The sequence below is a fragment of the Fodinibius salsisoli genome (genome assembly GCF_026229185.1).
Classification (GTDB): Bacteria; Bacteroidota; Rhodothermia; order Balneolales; family Balneolaceae; genus Fodinibius; species Fodinibius salsisoli.
On the sequence record NZ_JAGGJA010000004.1, the window covers coordinates 264,217 to 280,861 of the forward strand.

Below are 16,645 nucleotides of genomic sequence, written 5' to 3' on the forward strand. Positions count from 1 at the left end.
CTATGGCCCAAGAAGACAACTTGCCCATCTCGCAAGAGGTAGAACCGGATGAGCTTAAATTTATATCGGTAGCTGGAAATATCGGAGCCGGGAAATCATCGTTGACGGGACTGCTGGCAAAACATTTTGGATGGGAACCCTTTTATGAATCGGTGGATGATAATCCCTACCTGTCGGATTTTTATGATGACATGCGGCGGTGGAGCTTTAACCTTCAGATCTTTTTTCTTTCCAGCCGCTTTCGGCACCAGAAAGAGATGCTGGACCGCAAAGGACGGTTTGTACAAGATCGTACGATTTATGAGGATGTGGAGATCTTTGCCAAGAACTTGCACGAAATGGGATTAATGAGCGATCGTGATTACGAGAACTATAAAGCACTCTTTACGGAGATGACGAATTATTTGAAATCACCGAGCTTGTTGATTTATATTCGCGCGCAAGTACCAACGCTGGTCGAACAAATTCAGCAGCGGGGAAGAGATTACGAAAATACCATTCGTATAGAATACCTTGAACGACTGAACCGATTGTATGAGGACTGGATTGACCGCTATCCGCACGAGAAGCTGATTATTGATACCGATGACCTTGATTTTGTTAATAATGATGAAGACTTAGGACGCATAATAGAACTGGTAGAACAACGTTTATTTGGGTTGTTTAATTGATTGCGGATAAACCCAATTATTCATAACTTTGCAAGCTATTACTGTTATGTCAAAACTTGAATTTAACATAGTTGAGATACCCGAAGAGGAGAGCCAGCGAAGCGTTGGCTTGGAAGAAGAGGATCTTGATCTGTCTCCTTATGAATTTAAAGGAGGAGGTATAGATCTTCAGTTTTACCGTACTCTTCATTTTATTCGGGTAAACTTTCATGTGGATGCAGATGTAGAACTCGTTTGTGACCGCTCACTTGAAAGCTATATCCAGCCGATAGTATCGGATTATGAAGTTCTTTTTAAAGTTGATGTACAGGAAGAAACAGAGAATGAAGATGGGGCCGTGCGACGGTTTAACTTCTCCTCGAATACTCTCAGTATCGAAGAAGAGGTTCGAGACACCATCATGTTAAATGTTCCGATTAAGAAGCTGCATCCTAAATTTCTCGATGAGGATGGAAGTCCGAAAGAATTTGAAACGAAGAAATATGGCGATGTAGCTGAAGAAGATGAAGCCGAGGGCATTGATCCCCGGTGGGAAAAATTGAAGAAACTTAAGAACTAACAGAAACACTATTACAATTAAATAATGGCACATCCTAAGCGTAGACATTCCTCTTCACGAAGAAACAAACGCCGTTCGCACCATAAGGTGGCCGAGCCTACCCTTGCTGAATGCCAAAACTGCGGTGCATACCATAAATATCATCATGTATGTACTGAGTGTGGCTACTATCGCGGCCGACAAGTATTGGACGTCAACTAAAATTTTATCCTAATTAATTATTCATGGTTATTGCTGTAGATGCCGCGGGAGGGGATCATTATCCCAGGAGTCCGGTACAAGGTGCAATTGAAGCCGTTAACGAACTTCCAGACCTTAAAATCATATTGGTTGGTCCGGAAGATGTTGTTAATGATGAGCTTTCTAACCATGAATACGACTCTAAACGGATTTTGGTCCAGCATGCTCCCCAGGTTATTGGGATGGATGAATCTCCGGCACAGGCCGTAAAGACAAAGCAGAAATCATCAATCGTTACCGGCATTGGTATGCATAAGGCCGGTAAATGCGATGCATTTGTAAGTGCGGGCAATACAGGGGCCTTATTGGCGGCCTCCACTTTTTTATTGGGAAAGCTTGAAGGTGTCTCGCGACCCGTTATTGCGGCAATATATCCCACTATTAAAGGGGTGCGCCTGGTAATGGATGTCGGAGCAAATTTAGAAGTACGCCCCGAAATGTTTACCCAGTTTGCTCAGATGGGAACCATCTATGCACGCGAAATTATGGGGGTTGAGGATCCTAAAGTCGGACTTTTGAATGTCGGTGAAGAAGAAGAAAAAGGAACCGATAACTTAAAAGCTGCTTTCAAGGAACTCAGCAAGCTTTCAAATTTCGCAGGTAATATTGAGGGCCGGGATATTTTTGACGCCAAAGCTGATGTCTTTCTCTGTGATGGTTTGGTAGGAAATATCCTTCTTAAATTTGGGGAATCTATTCCTGTAGCACTCGAAAAGTTTGTGAAAAGAGGTATCCAGCAATTAGAGTTAGGGCCAGAGGAAGCAAAGTTAATCGGGAAAGTGCTAAAAGTATCTCTTGAAGAGTTTAATCCTGACCGTGTAGGCGGTGTTCCCTTTCTTGGAGTCGATGGAGTTAGTATGGTAGGGCATGGGAGCAGCACTCCCAAAGCTGTAAAGAATATGATTTTAAATACAGCTAAATGCCTCAAACATAATATCAATGACAAAATTGTAGCATCTCTTAATTAAAGAACCCCATACATGGCGGAAAAAAGACGAGCAGGAATAACAGCAGTAGGCCACTATCTGCCTGAGCACAGACTGACCAATAGTGATCTGGAAGAGATGGTGGAAACCAACGATGAATGGATACGTACACGGACGGGAATTCGTGAGCGACGTATCCTTAAAGACGAAGATAAGGCAACAGCCTATATGGGCGCCGAAGCTGCTAAAGAAGCGTTGGAAGAGCGTGGTATTGGCGCTGAAGAGATTGATATTATCATTCTTGCTACCGTTACGCCTGATTATCTCTTCCCGGCTACTGCTTGTCTGGTACAAGACTATATCGGCGCGGACAATGCATACGGATTTGATTTATCGGCGGCTTGCTCTGGGTTTTTGTACGCTCTCTCTAATGGTGCTAATTATATTGAGTCCGGTCGGGCCGAGAAAGTACTGGTTATCGGTTCTGACAAAATGAGTTCTATTGTTGACTATTCCGATCGCTCTACCTGTATTTTGTTCGGAGATGGAGCAGGAGCTGTATTATTGGAAGCATCTGATGATGAAACGGGTGTCATTGACTACATCCACCATACCGAAGGGGATACCAACGGAGCGCTTTGTCAGCCAGCAGGGGGCAGCAGAAAACCCGCATCCGAACATACGGTTGCTGATCGGTTACATTACATTAAGCAGGATGGCCGGGCAGTCTTTAAAAAAGCCACCGTGGGCATGTCTGATGTTGTTACTGAAATTATGGAAGCCAACAGTCTAACGGCCGACGATGTAGCCTGGTTGGTTCCTCATCAGGCGAACTTGCGCATTATCGATGCTACAGCGAACCGCATGGGGCTGGATAGTGACAAGGTGATGGTTAATATTGATCGGTATGGAAATACAACTGCTGCAACAATTCCACTTTGTTTATACGACTGGAAGGATAAATTGAACCATGGTGATAATTTGATTTTGGCCGCTTTTGGCGGTGGTTATACCTGGGGTTCTATCTACTTAAAATGGGGTATTCAATAATGGCTAAAGCATATTTATTTCCGGGTCAGGGTTCACAATCGGTTGGAATGGGTCAAAACCATTATCAGCAAAATGAGGTGTTTGCCCAGTATGTAGATCGTGCCAATGAGGTGCTCGGCTTCAACCTAAAAGAAATTATGTTTGAAGGCCCGGCAGAGAAGTTGAAACAAACGGAATATACACAGCCGGCAATTTTTCTGCATTCCATAGCTTTATACCAAACACTGGATGCCAATCCCGATATGGTTGCCGGGCATAGTCTGGGTGAGTTTTCGGCTTTGGTGGCCTGTGGAGCAGTAGCCTTCGAAGATGCCCTGAAGATTGTACGCCGGCGTGGAGAACTGATGCAGCAGGCTGGAGAAACAAATCCCGGGACCATGGCCGCTGTCATTGGAATGGAAGATGAAGTTGTTGAAAGGATATGTAGCCAAGCCACAGAAGAGGTTGGCCAAGAAGTTATTGCAGCTAACTACAATTGTCCGGGGCAGGTCGTTATTTCTGGCGCTGTGGAAGCGGTCGAAAAAGCAGTTGAATTGTTAAAAGAGGAAGGGTGCCGTTTGGCTAAAATATTACCCGTCAGTGGGGCCTTTCATTCTTCGCTTATGCAACCTGCATACGATGGTTTAAAAGATAGCCTTGAAGAGCTTGATGTTTCCACTCCACACTGTCCGATTTATAGTAATTATACCGCAGCTCCTACCTCCGATCCAGAACAAATTCGTTCGAATGTACTAAGTCAGTTATTAAATCCGGTGCTGTGGACTCAGACACTACAGAATATGGAAGAGAATAGCGCTGACTCTTTTGTTGAAGTGGGGCCTGGAAAAGTATTGCAGGGTTTAGTGAAGCGTACACTCAAGGACGTTGAAATAGACGGCTTCGAATAATCTGTCAAATTGATGCATTGCGGCTTTGGCATGCATTCCTAACTAAATATTACAAGAAATTATGGATATATCACTTGATGGGAAAACAGCACTTGTAACCGGAGGAAGCCGGGGGATAGGCCGTGCTATAGCTTTGACCTTGGCGGAACTGGGTGCTGATGTTGCTATTACGTTTGCGAGCTCAGAAGAGGCCGCTAATGAGGTCAAAAATGAAATGACATCCAAAGGGGTGCGCGCTAAAGCCCTGCAAGCAGATGCCGTAGATCTTGAAAAAGCCGAAGAGGTTATTGCTGAGCTTACCGAAGACTGGGAGAAAATTGATATCTTGGTTAATAATGCTGGTATTACACGCGATAATCTGATTCTTCGCATGAAAGAAGAACAGTGGGATCAAGTGATAAACACCAATTTAAAGAGCATATTTAACTACAGTAAGGCCGTAGCGAAACCCATGATGCGCAATCGTGGGGGTTCTATTATTAATATTAGCTCAGTGGTAGGGCTAAGCGGGAATGCAGGACAAAGTAATTATGCTGCTTCCAAAGCTGGGATTATTGGATTTACAAAATCATATGCCAAAGAGTTAGCCTCTCGGGGTATTCGTGCCAATGTGATTGCTCCTGGCTATATAACTACAGAAATGACCGATGAACTGGATGAGAAAGTACTAGCATCAATTAAGGAAGAAACACCTCTGGGACGGCCAGGTGACGCAGAAGAAGTAGCTCATGCAGTAGCATTTTTGGCTTCAGATCTTAGTTCTTACATTACTGGCGAAACAATACGTGTAGATGGTGGAATGGCAATGTAGATTTTGACTTTTTTGGAGAGCTATTCGCTTAAAGTGTATTTTTAATAATTTTAATTGTATTTTCTGCCCATACTTAACGGAAGTAGGCAGATTCGATCTTTCATTAACTTAAAACCTAAGCTAAAATAAATATTATGTCACAAGACGTTGAATCAAAAGTAAAAAGCATCATTGTTGATAAATTAGGTGTCGATGAGGAGGAAGTAACTCACGATGCAAACTTCACTAACGATCTTGGTGCAGATTCTCTTGACACAGTAGAACTTATTATGGAGTTCGAAAAAGAATTCGACATCAGCATTCCTGATGAAGATGCCGAAAATATTGCTACTGTTGGCAATGCTGTTGAGTATCTCCAGGATAAAGTATAAGGTCTTTTTATACTTCTTAATTTTTACGCTAATATATTAGCATGTCTGACCGTAGAGTAGTCATTACCGGAATCGGTGCCCTTACCCCTGTTGGTAAGACGGCACCAGATTTCTGGAATGGATTAATATCAGGAAAAAGTGGTGCTCAGCCTATTGAGCATTTCGATACTGAAGATTTTCCTACCAAATTCGCCGCGCAAATAGAAGATTACGACGAACTCGATTATTTCGATCGTAAAGAAGCGCGTCGGTTGGATAAAGTATGCCAGTACGCACTTATCGCAGCCGAAGAGGCTATGCAGGATACCGGACTTGACCTTGAAGAAATCGACAAGGATAGAGTGTCTGTTATTGTGGGTACGGGTATCGGTGGAATGATTACCTTCTACGAGCAGTCTATCTCTTTTCACGAGCACGGTCCCCGGGGAGTATCGCCATTCTTCATTCCCATGCTGATTCCAGACATGGTTGCGGGCCAGATATCCATAAAATATGGCTTTAAAGGACCCAACTTTTGTGCGGTTTCAGCTTGTGCTACGGGTTCTCATAATATCGGATTAGCGTACGACTCCATTAAAAGCGGACAATGTGATATGGCCGTTTCCGGTGGTTCGGAAGCGCCTGTTTCACGCATAGGGGTCGCGGGCTTTACCTCCATGCGGGCAATGTCCAATCGTAATGATGATCCCCAAACAGCTTCTCGTCCTTTTGATAAAAACCGAGATGGTTTTGTACTGGGAGAAGGCTCAGCCATCCTGTTCTTAGAAGAATATGAGCATGCTAAAGCCCGGGATGCCCGCATTTATGGCGAAATTGTAGGATATGGATTCTCGGCAGATGCTCACCATATTACGGCCCCTGATCCGGAAGGAGAGGGCGTTATACTGGCCATAAATCGTGCGCTTGAGGCTGCTGACATTGAGCCTACAGATGTTGATCATATTAACATGCATGGTACTTCAACACCGCTCGGCGATATCGCTGAGACAAACTCAATTAAGAAGGTGTTTGGAGATCACGCCTATCAGATCAATCATAACTCTACCAAGTCCATGACCGGACACGCCCTTGGTGCTGCAGGTGCAATGGAGTCTTTAGCAACGGTGTTGTCTACCTATCATGATATGATCCCACCTACCATCAATTATGATACCCCAGATCCGGAATGCGACTTAAATTATACAACGAACGAAGCTGTAAGTCGTAACGTAACATACGCCTTAAACAATGCCTTTGGATTTGGCGGGCATAACACTACGATTGTATTTAAAAAGTTTGAAGAGTAAGGATGCTAGAGAAGCTTAGGTCACTTTTTAAATCTAAGGGAACACTACCGCCTAAGCACCATAAACGTATTGAAAAACTTGAAGAGATTATCGAAACCTCAATCGATAATCCCTTTATCTATATACGGGCATTAAGGCACCGATCTACCTTATCCGATGAAAACTTCAGCTCAACAGATTCTTACGAGCGGCTGGAATTTTTGGGAGATGCCGTTCTGGATCTGATTATTACAGAAATTATTTTTGATCTTTTTCCTGAAAAAAACGAAGGATTCCTGACTAAACTACGGGCAAAACTGGTGAAAGGAGATACGTTAGCGGTATTTGCACGTAAGTTGGAACTTAATGAACTGTTATTGTTGGCTGAGGAAGTACGGGGACAGGGAATTGAGAACTCAAAAAGTGTACTATCCGATGTTTTTGAGGCCTTAGTCGGGGCGCTTTATCTTGATGCAGGATATAAAGAAACTTCCTATTTTGTCCGCAAGGTAATAGACCGTTATGTAGATTTGAATAAGGTTATTACAACACTGGATAACTACAAAAGTTTATTATTAGAGTTTGCTCAGGCCAAACAGATGAAAATTCCTACCTACCGTGTTATTTCAGAAACCGGTCCCGGACATGATAAGACTTTTGAAATTGAGGTGCTAGTTGACCAAAAGCCGATGGCCAGTGGAGTCGGAAAAAGTAAGAAAGAGGCAGAACAGAAGGCAGCCCAAAAAGCGCTGGCAGATCTTAAAAGCTAAGGGAAAAGCTGTGCATAATGCCGAAGGTTTTGTCTTTTAGAATTAAAAGTTCATAACATTCTGTGTGATCTTTCAACCGTTCATAATTAGTATTATGTATAGGGAAGATAGATTAAGATGGCTTTAAGTACCACTCACCTTATTTTTACTGTTTTACATAGCCATTAGGCCGCTATTTATTTGGGAGAATAGATGAGCTAAATCCATTCGAAACAGATTCTTAGAGAAAATTAATTTTAACAGAAGTACTGGGAGCCTTATAATATAAAACCGTTAGGTTGAAAAGCTTAATAAATGGACTGTTAAACCTTTAACACTTGACGGTAATTCTCATAGATATTAGAAAGGTATAATATTGTTTTTAAAAGAAATTATGGAATATTGAGATAGGTCGAAGTCCAAAGAGAGTGTGTCTAACTATTTTATAAAAAAATAAGTGCGGAGGGGTAAAGTAATGCTGAAGGAGAATGTGAATAGTGATACAAAGCAGAGAGAAGAAGGTAAAAAACCGGTTTTTATTACTCAGAACCAGGTGATGAAGGATTTATTGGCGAAGGTTAAATTAGTAGCCAATACAAAAGCTACTCTGCTTCTTACAGGTGAGAATGGAACTGGAAAAGAAGTACTGGCGCGCCTAGTGCACTATTATAGTTCACGAAGCAACAAAGACATGATTGCAATAAATTGTGGGGCCATTCCCTCAGAACTTGTTGAAAGTGAGTTGTTTGGTCATGAAAAAGGAGCTTTTACTGGAGCCAGTGAAAAAAAGGAAGGTTGTTTTGAGCTGGCTGACAAAAGTACCCTCTTTCTGGATGAGATCGGAGAAATGCCCAGTGATATTCAGGTTAAGCTATTGCGCGCAGTAGAATTGAGGGCATTTAGAAGAGTGGGTGGAAAAAAGGAAATTGACGTAGATACCCGTATCATCTCAGCAACAAACAAAGAGTTAGTTGATCAAATAAAGTCGGGTAATTTTCGAGAAGACCTCTTTTATCGGCTGAATGTTATAGAATTGAATATCCCTCCATTACGCAAGCGACGGGGCGATATTCCATTATTAATTGACTATTATCAGAACGATGTTTCAGAGTCCTATCAAATGGATCCTATTGAGTTTTCTGATGAATGTTTGGGGATTCTCAAATCGTATGACTGGCCCGGAAATGTGCGGGAACTGAAGAATATTGTTGAACGATTTGTGGTCTTGTATTCGGGTAAAGAGGTGGGGCCCGATGCCATCCCTTCACACATTAAAGGGGGAGATAATATATATCCGGTTAATTTCGAGAGCGAGTTTGATAAATATATCCAAATTCCTATTGGAATAAGTTTGGCAGAAGTAGAACGAAAGGTTATTAACCATACACTTAGTTCAGTGGATAATAATAAAACAGAAGCTTCAAAAATATTAGGCTTTAGTAGAAAAACGCTACATAACAAATTAGAACGCTACGCCAAAGGATAACTTCTTACCTGTTGTACCTTGGTATTTAGTCAAATAATAAAAACTATTTTACCTCTCCTATAGCTCACAAATGCGCTAATATGTCATTTGAACCAAGACATCGTTTCAAAGAGAGCAATAAGAATACACCCTATCCAAGGCCAAAGGGGGGAGCTCAAAAATATTACTGAGAATTACAACACTACTCTGTATTCATCGAAATGGGCAGGTGACTCAATTCAATAGTTTCTCCCCGCGAAAGAACCGCACCTTGTAAAATCGCATTTTTTAGTTGCAAAAGATTTCCCGGCCAATCGTAGTTATAACATGCTAATAGCGCATTCCCAGATATTCTCAGGTTTTTATACTCTATATATCTGTCCCTAATTTCATTTAAAAAGTGGTCTATTATCAACGGAATATCCTCCTTGTGATCCCGTAGTGGAGGCAGCATGATTACTACGGGATTTAGTTCATTCAAAAGTTCTTGCCAGATAGGTTTCCCTATAAAGTTTTGATAATATTCTTGGTTGAAAGATAGGATAATACGTGGTTTCCCATTATGGCTCGGACGTAGTCGAAATATTTGATCACATCCCTTTTTATATGAAATAAGAATATCATGCATTAGCTTGGGAGTGAGTTCCGAAAACTGATCCAGGTAAAGGGTGCCATTTATTGTTTTTTCTAGAAGGTCGTATTTAATGGATAGGTGATTCTCATCAAACTTAAGATGTCCCCAAAAAGCCTTTTTATATTCATCTTCATTAATATTTAAACAGTAAAAAGTCTGAAAAGAACCCTGTGCCCGATTGCTACTCTCATGGATTACTTTAGCAAGCCTTTTTTTTCCAGAACCTATTTCACCGACTAATATAACATTGGAGTCTAACTTGGCCAGATGCAGAATTTTGTAGAAAATATCCTGCATAAGAATGCTCTTGGAATAATGTTCTATATCATGTAGCAAAAACTTTTTGAGGAGAGGTTTAGTTGTGGTCATTGTACAAAAGTGGTTTTAAAAATCTCTCTAGCTTTGGATAAAGTATTTTTTCACGCTGTTACATGTGCATCAAGTTAAGCTGCAAATTGTGATAAAAAAATGTCCAATGAGAGCAAAGCTGATTGTTTTTCCAAGTGATATGTGCTCAATAATTCAATTGTGTAATTAAATTGATACAATTAATGTGCCAACCTTAGCTGCCTGCTATAAGGAAGTACAAATATTCCTTCTGTATTGTTAGTTATAACCGGTATTTACAGGGGTAATAGCAAAGGCGACTATCGATGGTGAACCTTAAAACCGAGGGGCTCTTTGTGAATAAATTTCACAAAATCAGGAGGTGTATGTGTAAATATGGATAGCCGTTTTAGGGTGAATTATTCTCATAATAAGTTGCTTTCACTTTTCTGATAAATTATTGTGGTGGTTAAGGATTACTAAAGTACAGGATCCATAATCTCATTATAAATATGGCTTCTATAGACGGTTCGCTTTTCTCTTAAATTGGAGGACATTATTAGCAGGCTACAACAAGTTATCAGCAAGCTTATCATATGGGGTAAGAGAAGATAAAGCCGACCAGTTGGTGCCCAGATAAGCCTTGGCACGGAAGTTGTTCTAAATATATTGGTAAAAGTATAAGCTTAATAGGGTCCAGTTATTGTAAAGGGAAGGAAGGCTGAACTTTAAAATGAGAGGGGAAAATTGATGAAACCCAAAAATGGACAAGAAGGTATCTTAATTATAGGAAGAGGCGATCCTCCTGTCACTAGTAGCTATATCTCAAATATTGATGAAATTCAGTGCTGTAAAGCCGTTCTGGAGGAGGACAGGGATGTTGTACTTATGACAACCCTTGATACCCAAAAGGGTATGAATAGTATCCTGAATATCTCAAGTTATACTGTATCGTTTTCGTCCGAGTCAATTGATACTATCTTAGAAAAAGAGAAGATTGATTTTGTTTTTGCTCCCTTCATTGATTCAGAGGGCTGGAAGATGGTTCGGGAATTGGATAAAAAGGGATATTGGGCAGAACATAATATTAGTGTTATAAACGCTAACTTGCCTGAAGGGTATGAGAACAACCGATTTCTAAAACTGAGAACTGCTATATCCGAGACAAGCTCAATACAATCACGGTATGCTGAGATCTCGTCGGTACATGATGCAGAGAAAGTGTTGAATACTATTGGAGGGTTACCGGTCATATTACATTCCGAGAAATTTGGAAGAACCAGGATAATGCAACTCGAGAATTATAAGCAAGAGGTAAAAAAGCATTTTAAAAGCAGTAGCTGGGAAAAACTATTTGTAGAAACCTCTCCCATGGGCGACAAGGAAGTAGCTATTGGAATATTAAAAGATCAGGAGGGAGATACAGCCATAGTATTTACTTCTGAAAATGTACTGCCACTGTACAATTCCTCAGATGAGCTGGTTACCATTAGTCCCATACAAACATTAAGTAGGGATGACCGCCAGGCTTTATTTCATGCAGCCTTGAATATAGTACAGAAATTTGAGCAGTTTGCTGGATTTTGTTTCATAAAGTTTATTCTAAACTCTCGAGAGCATACCATGCAAGTCTCCAGTATATCCTTCCATGCGAGACAATCTGCTATGGTTTCTCTCAGTTTGGGGGCGTCACTCTACAGTATAATTACCAAGTTGGCAATGGGGCGCAGAATTATAGATTTAGGAGTTGGCAAAGAATTTGAACCTGGTTGCAACGATCATATTCTTCTATCCATTCCATATCCCAAAAGGGGGAGATATACTTCGAAGGACTTAGCCCCAAAGAGGGGACTAGTCGAAGAAAGAATGTATTCGGGCCAAAATTTTTGTGAAATTTTACAGAAAGTCTGGCAAACAGGAATCAGCAACTGCGAACACAGAAATATGTTAAAAGCAGATCGGTTAGCAATAAGTAGTTTTTATCAGAATTTCTATTGGGATCAGCTTCACCACCTATATCAAGCTTTTAAAACTGGCGTGACAGTCGAGGAACTTACAAAAGCGACAAGCATCGGGTCGTGGTTTCTAAATTATATTAAAATAATTGTTGATCTCGAATGGCTGTTACAGCAAGAATCTCTCTCCACTATTACTAAACGCGAATGGAAGAATTTAAAAATTTGCGGATTTTCGGATAGAAAAATTGCAGGTATTCTTTCTCTAAAAAATTCCAGACTTCGAGAGAAAGACGTGCTAAAAGAACGGAATAAATATCAAGTAGAAGAGCCCCTTACTTTCGTTGACTTTAGACCCTCGGGGCAGATATCTGAGCATAAAAAAACGATTATGATACTAACATCCGGATACCGGGAGTCGAGAAAATCTGCCTCCCAAATGTCAACGCTTCTGTTAGCTAATGAAGCCCGACGTATGGGGTATAACATCATATTGGTAACGGCTGATACGCAAGCCTGCTTACTTTGGGTATCGTTTGCTGATTGCATCTATATGGAACCACTGAAATGGGATAAGATTCATGCAATTTATCATCGCGAGGAACCGTCGGGCATTTTTATCGACCTTGAAGATACAGACCAAAAAGTATTACGCAATCAGCTTAAAGAAATTAAAGCTCCGGTTGTAAAGATCCCTGGATTATTTTTTCCAGACAACAGAAAACATAACAGGAGTAATAAGTAATTCGTCGAATGATTGGATGGGATAACAACAGGCCAGAATATTGTGTAGTGCCAGGGAGGTGCCAATCCGCTTACTCATAATACAGGTTAAAATATTGATCAGGAATATATTGTTATGGTACAGTATTTGGTTTAGTAAGGGTCAGGTAATTTGAATTAAAAGAGGGGTTACAAGCCAGCAGCACGATAGGTTAATGATCCAAGTCAAAAAGAGGCAGGAAGGTTTTAGACCACTACAAAATGGCTGGCAACTATTTTTAGAGGCCATAGCTGCGTGTATGTTGGATAAAATTAAGTGGATCGCTGCAAACGTAAACCCATTAAATAGTAATAGTATTCATAGGTATTTTGGATGGTTATTATTAAAGTAATACAATATGGATTAGCATTTTTGATGATAGTACTACTTGGCTATCAATTGGTGCGCAGTCTATGGACGTTAATTGGATTGAGAAATATTTTTTCACAACCTAACCAGGCCCGACAGTTTGCTATTGTGCTTTTGGCCAATAAGGGGCAACAGATGATATCGAAATCGTTATACAGTATATTTGGCTTGGTGTATCCCAAGAACCTGTATGACGTTATTGTACTTGGCAACTGCCTTTCGGAGGAGGCTGCTAACACGGCCCGTGAGATGGGGGCAACAATTTTTGATGCAAATGATTGGCTTGGAAAAGAAGAGTGTAAATTGCATTGGGTTTTTAAGCAAATACTTTCAGGAGATAAATCTTATGATGCGGTATTAGTAATACAATCAGAAAGTTTACTGTCAGGTAATTATTTAGACGTCCTTAACCACTATTTTGATCAGGGAAGCAGTGTAATTCAGAGCAGTAGCTTGGTGTTACCAGAATCAGGATCTGTTTGGGACAAGAAGAATCGATTTAACTTTTTGCGAAATAATTTGCTTAAACCTGTAGGAGATGAACTACTTGGTTTTAGCAAAAGTTTCAGAGGGAATAACTTTGGGTTTACAACAGAAACGCTAAAAGAAAATCTGGCTATACTTCCCACTTTCAATCAAGACAAAGAATATGGGCTCATGTTAGAGCTTAAGGGAATAGATGTGGATTTTGCTCCAGAAGCCGTAGTTTGGAAACAGATGCCAATAAGAGCTGATATTGTGGGAAATCACAGCAATAAAGAACGGTTTTCCTTCCTAAAGCATTATATACCCAAGCTGTTTAAGGCAGCATTTCGGTATAAATCATTATCATATATTAACAAAATTCTTGATTTAATAACCCCTTCCGTTTTAAAAGTGTTGGTTATTACCCTGTTGATGATTGCTATTAATATATTAGCATGGGCGCTGGCCGATACCCCTTTTATATTTGTATGGATCTGGTTGTGTATAAGTATCCTAGACCTGTTAATTATTGTGGTAGGGGGATATGCCATTAACACTTACTTTCAGGCCTACAAATCAATTATTTGAAGGGCTCTACGCCTAATTAATTAACTAATAGCATCATCCATTAAAATGGAGCTTCGTTGTCTCCCGGACCGGGGCTATGGCCCATAGGGGGAGAACCATCACTATCTTCAAGGTTGTTGCCATTATCAGCGGGCTCTTCACCAAAAGGAGTAGAATCAGCTGTTGTTAAATTCTCAAATCGGGCATAATCTTTAACAAAATACAGGGGAACTGAGCCAACTGGACCGTTACGTTGTTTGCCAATAATTACTTCAGCCAATCCTGTTGTAGATTGCCCTTCGGGAGTCGTTTTGATACCGTAATATTCGGGCCGATAAAGGAAACAGACAACATCGGCATCCTGCTCAATAGAGCCTGATTCCCGCAAGTCGCTAAGCTGAGGCCTTTTATCACCACCCCGTTGTTCTACAGCACGGCTCAGCTGCGAAAGGGCAACGACCGGAACGCTCAGTTCTTTAGCCAAGGCTTTAAGTCCACGTGAGATAGAGGCAATTTCTTGTTCGCGAGTGCCAAAATCCTTCCCTGAGGCTGTCATCAGTTGTAGATAGTCAACCACAATGAGACCAATATCATGCTCACTCTTAAGGCGACGGGATTTAGTACGCAGTTCCATGATACTAAGGCCAGGGGTGTCATCCACAAAAATGTTGGCAGTAAATAAACGACCTGCAGCATCGATTAATCGTTTAAATTCATCATCATCAAGTTGACCTGAACGTGCAGACTGGGCATTAATACGGCCTTCCATTGTCAAAAGGCGTTGAACCAGCGACTGGTTAGACATCTCAAGGCTGAAAATAGCAACCTTGGTTTGTAGTTTGGGATCTTGGTGCAACGCTGCATTTCGAGCGGTTGTCAGAACATAAGCTGTTTTCCCCATCGAAGGACGAGCAGCAATAATAACAAGGTCTCCATCTTGCCAGCCGGCCGTTTTTTTATCAACATCAGTTCCGGTAGGTACTCCGGTAATTCCGGCTGATTTGCCCCGGATATCCTCCAAATGAGAAAGGGTGTCTTTAAGCACGTCACCAATAGGCTGAGCCTGGGCTCGCTGCTTGGAGTTTGCCAAGTCAAAAATACGTTGCTCAGCTTTATCTAAAACATCATAAGGGTCAGAAGAACTGTCGTAGGCGTCCTTAATAATGTCGGTACATCCAAGAATAAGGTTTCGCTTGGTTGCCTTCTCTGCAATAATTTGAGCATGATAATCTACATTCGCAGCAGAGCTTACCGACCGGGTTAGCTCCGATAAATAGCCTGCCCCACCACAGGTGTCGAGTAATCCCTTATCGCGCAGTTCATTTTCTACCGTTAGCAGGTCGAGCGGATTATCTCGCTCATAAAGGTCATGTAAGACTTCAAAAATATGCTGATGGGCCGGCTTATAAAAATCATTGGCTGAAAGCATCTGCAGAGCAACCGTCGCGGCCTCATGTTCAATGAGCATTGATCCCAGTACGGCTTCCTCTACTTCAACAGCTTGGGGGGGCACACGGCCTTCCTGGTCAAGAGTTGAAGCGTTATTGCTTTTATAATTGGACCCTTGTGATACCATCCGGAAGAAAAATTCTAATATTAAAACTGTTACTATTGAAGATGGGCAGTGCTTGCCAGAAAAAAATATCCGCTGAAACACGGATCATAAAGTATAACAAATAGCCGACTTTAAATGAAGCTTAAAATCTTAATTGATTGAAGAATTTAGGGTCGTCCTTTGACTTCATCATAACGCTTGCGAAGCAACTGTACATCTTCCCAGGTCGGACGTTTCCATTTAGCATGACGCAGCAGGGCAGCTGGGTGATAGGTGGCAAGCAGTTCATAGTTGTTGCGGAAGCTGTGAAATTGTCCGCGCATGCTTGAAAGCGAGGAGTCTTTATCCAACAGCGTTTGTGCAGACACCTTACCGAGCGAAAGTATTAGCTTGGGGTTAATTAAATCAATTTGTCGAAGTAAAAAGGGGAGGCTTCGTTTGCGTTCCTCGGGTTTCGGATTTCTATTATTGGGTGGGCGATGTTTAAGGATATTAGCGATATATACATCTTCCCGATCAAAGTTGATGGCAGCCAAAATATCATTCAGCAGCTGACCGGCTTTCCCAACAAAAGGCTCGCCCTGACGATCTTCTTCTGCACCGGGAGCTTTCCCAATAAGCATGAGGTCGGCCTCAGGATTGCCAACACCAAACACTAACTGGGTGCCTTCTAAATCCGTTCGAAGAACATCGGCTTCTTTACAAAGTTGCTCTAAAGCTTCAAGAGTATCGCATTCGTCAATGCGGTCATAGATTGATGAGGGACTATGCTCTTTTATCGAACCTTTGGCTTCATCCTCATTATAAGAGGTGTCTTGGGGCTCTGTCACTGTCTGGCTGGAATTATTGGAGGAGGGGGGATCCAAATCATGCACTTGCTGGGCTTTGCCAGTTTCATCAGTTTGACCCTGTAGGCTTTGGTCGATTAAAAAATCACCATAGAGTTCTCTTTCATTTTGGATGAAGGTGAGAACATGGTCTATGAGGTTATCGGGTTTTCCCATAAGTAATTTGGT

16 protein-coding genes are annotated in these 16,645 nt (G+C 41.4%); 13 read left to right on the forward strand and 3 right to left on the reverse strand.

The features are described 5' to 3' along the window. Positions 1 to 2 precede the first annotated feature (2 nt). The 11 genes from J6I44_RS07660 to J6I44_RS07710 all read left to right on the forward strand — a co-directional run bounded on the left by J6I44_RS07660 (position 3) and on the right by J6I44_RS07710 (position 9,015). On the forward strand, positions 3 to 671 hold the full coding sequence (locus tag J6I44_RS07660) for a deoxynucleoside kinase (protein ID WP_265765461.1): 669 nt from the start codon (positions 3 to 5) through the stop codon (positions 669 to 671). A 46-nt stretch (positions 672 to 717) separates the two neighbouring features. Next, on the forward strand, positions 718 to 1,230 hold the full coding sequence (locus tag J6I44_RS07665; protein WP_265765462.1) for a YceD family protein: 513 nt from the start codon (positions 718 to 720) through the stop codon (positions 1,228 to 1,230). A gap of 24 nt (positions 1,231 to 1,254) precedes the next feature. Continuing rightward, the gene (gene rpmF / locus J6I44_RS07670) at positions 1,255 to 1,431 is read left to right on the forward strand and encodes a 50S ribosomal protein L32 (protein ID WP_265765464.1); all 177 of its coding nucleotides are present in this window, start codon (positions 1,255 to 1,257) and stop codon (positions 1,429 to 1,431) included. Between the two features lie 23 nt (positions 1,432 to 1,454). Continuing rightward, positions 1,455 to 2,438, forward strand: coding sequence for a phosphate acyltransferase PlsX (plsX, locus tag J6I44_RS07675; RefSeq protein ID WP_265765465.1), 984 nt, complete (start codon positions 1,455 to 1,457; stop codon positions 2,436 to 2,438). A gap of 12 nt (positions 2,439 to 2,450) precedes the next feature. Further along, positions 2,451 to 3,446 carry a beta-ketoacyl-ACP synthase III gene (locus J6I44_RS07680; protein ID WP_265765466.1) on the forward strand — a complete coding sequence of 332 codons (996 nt, stop codon included), beginning with the start codon at positions 2,451 to 2,453 and terminating at the stop codon, positions 3,444 to 3,446. Further along, positions 3,446 to 4,333, forward strand: a complete 888-nt coding sequence (gene fabD, locus J6I44_RS07685; protein WP_265765467.1) for an ACP S-malonyltransferase — start codon at positions 3,446 to 3,448, stop codon at positions 4,331 to 4,333. The genes J6I44_RS07680 and fabD overlap by 1 nt, the downstream gene beginning before the upstream one ends. 61 nt (positions 4,334 to 4,394) lie before the next feature. Beyond that, positions 4,395 to 5,144, forward strand: a complete 750-nt coding sequence (fabG, locus tag J6I44_RS07690; RefSeq protein ID WP_265765468.1) for a 3-oxoacyl-[acyl-carrier-protein] reductase — start codon at positions 4,395 to 4,397, stop codon at positions 5,142 to 5,144. Positions 5,145 to 5,278: 134 nt separating this feature from the next. Then, on the forward strand, positions 5,279 to 5,515 hold the full coding sequence (locus J6I44_RS07695) for an acyl carrier protein (RefSeq protein ID WP_265765469.1): 237 nt from the start codon (positions 5,279 to 5,281) through the stop codon (positions 5,513 to 5,515). Positions 5,516 to 5,556: 41 nt separating this feature from the next. Next, positions 5,557 to 6,801 carry a beta-ketoacyl-ACP synthase II gene (gene fabF, locus J6I44_RS07700; RefSeq protein WP_265765470.1) on the forward strand — a complete coding sequence of 415 codons (1,245 nt, stop codon included), beginning with the start codon at positions 5,557 to 5,559 and terminating at the stop codon, positions 6,799 to 6,801. Positions 6,802 to 6,803: 2 nt separating this feature from the next. After that, a complete protein-coding gene (rnc, locus tag J6I44_RS07705) occupies positions 6,804 to 7,550 on the forward strand; it encodes a ribonuclease III (protein ID WP_265765471.1) in 747 nt (248 codons plus the stop codon). Between the two features lie 469 nt (positions 7,551 to 8,019). After that, the gene (locus J6I44_RS07710; protein ID WP_265765472.1) at positions 8,020 to 9,015 is read left to right on the forward strand and encodes a sigma-54 interaction domain-containing protein; all 996 of its coding nucleotides are present in this window, start codon (positions 8,020 to 8,022) and stop codon (positions 9,013 to 9,015) included. A gap of 181 nt (positions 9,016 to 9,196) precedes the next feature. Here J6I44_RS07710 and J6I44_RS07715 read toward each other — a convergent pair whose 3' ends face one another. Beyond that, a complete protein-coding gene (locus J6I44_RS07715) occupies positions 9,197 to 9,997 on the reverse strand; it encodes an AAA-type ATPase lid domain-containing protein (protein ID WP_265765473.1) in 801 nt (266 codons plus the stop codon). A gap of 708 nt (positions 9,998 to 10,705) precedes the next feature. Here J6I44_RS07715 and J6I44_RS07720 point away from each other — a divergent pair. Both J6I44_RS07720 and J6I44_RS07725 read left to right on the forward strand, forming a co-directional pair. Continuing rightward, positions 10,706 to 12,655: an ATP-binding protein gene (locus J6I44_RS07720; RefSeq protein WP_265765474.1), complete on the forward strand. Its 1,950-nt coding sequence runs from the start codon at positions 10,706 to 10,708 to the stop codon at positions 12,653 to 12,655. A gap of 393 nt (positions 12,656 to 13,048) precedes the next feature. Further along, the gene (locus tag J6I44_RS07725; RefSeq protein WP_491536872.1) at positions 13,049 to 14,095 is read left to right on the forward strand and encodes a glycosyltransferase family 2 protein; all 1,047 of its coding nucleotides are present in this window, start codon (positions 13,049 to 13,051) and stop codon (positions 14,093 to 14,095) included. Between the two features lie 40 nt (positions 14,096 to 14,135). Here J6I44_RS07725 and dnaB read toward each other — a convergent pair whose 3' ends face one another. Together dnaB and J6I44_RS07735 are read right to left on the reverse strand one after the other, a co-directional pair. Then, positions 14,136 to 15,650, reverse strand: coding sequence for a replicative DNA helicase (gene dnaB, locus J6I44_RS07730; protein ID WP_265765476.1), 1,515 nt, complete (start codon positions 15,648 to 15,650; stop codon positions 14,136 to 14,138). Positions 15,651 to 15,796: 146 nt separating this feature from the next. After that, a complete protein-coding gene (locus J6I44_RS07735; RefSeq protein WP_265765477.1) occupies positions 15,797 to 16,633 on the reverse strand; it encodes a uracil-DNA glycosylase in 837 nt (278 codons plus the stop codon). Positions 16,634 to 16,645 lie beyond the last annotated feature (12 nt).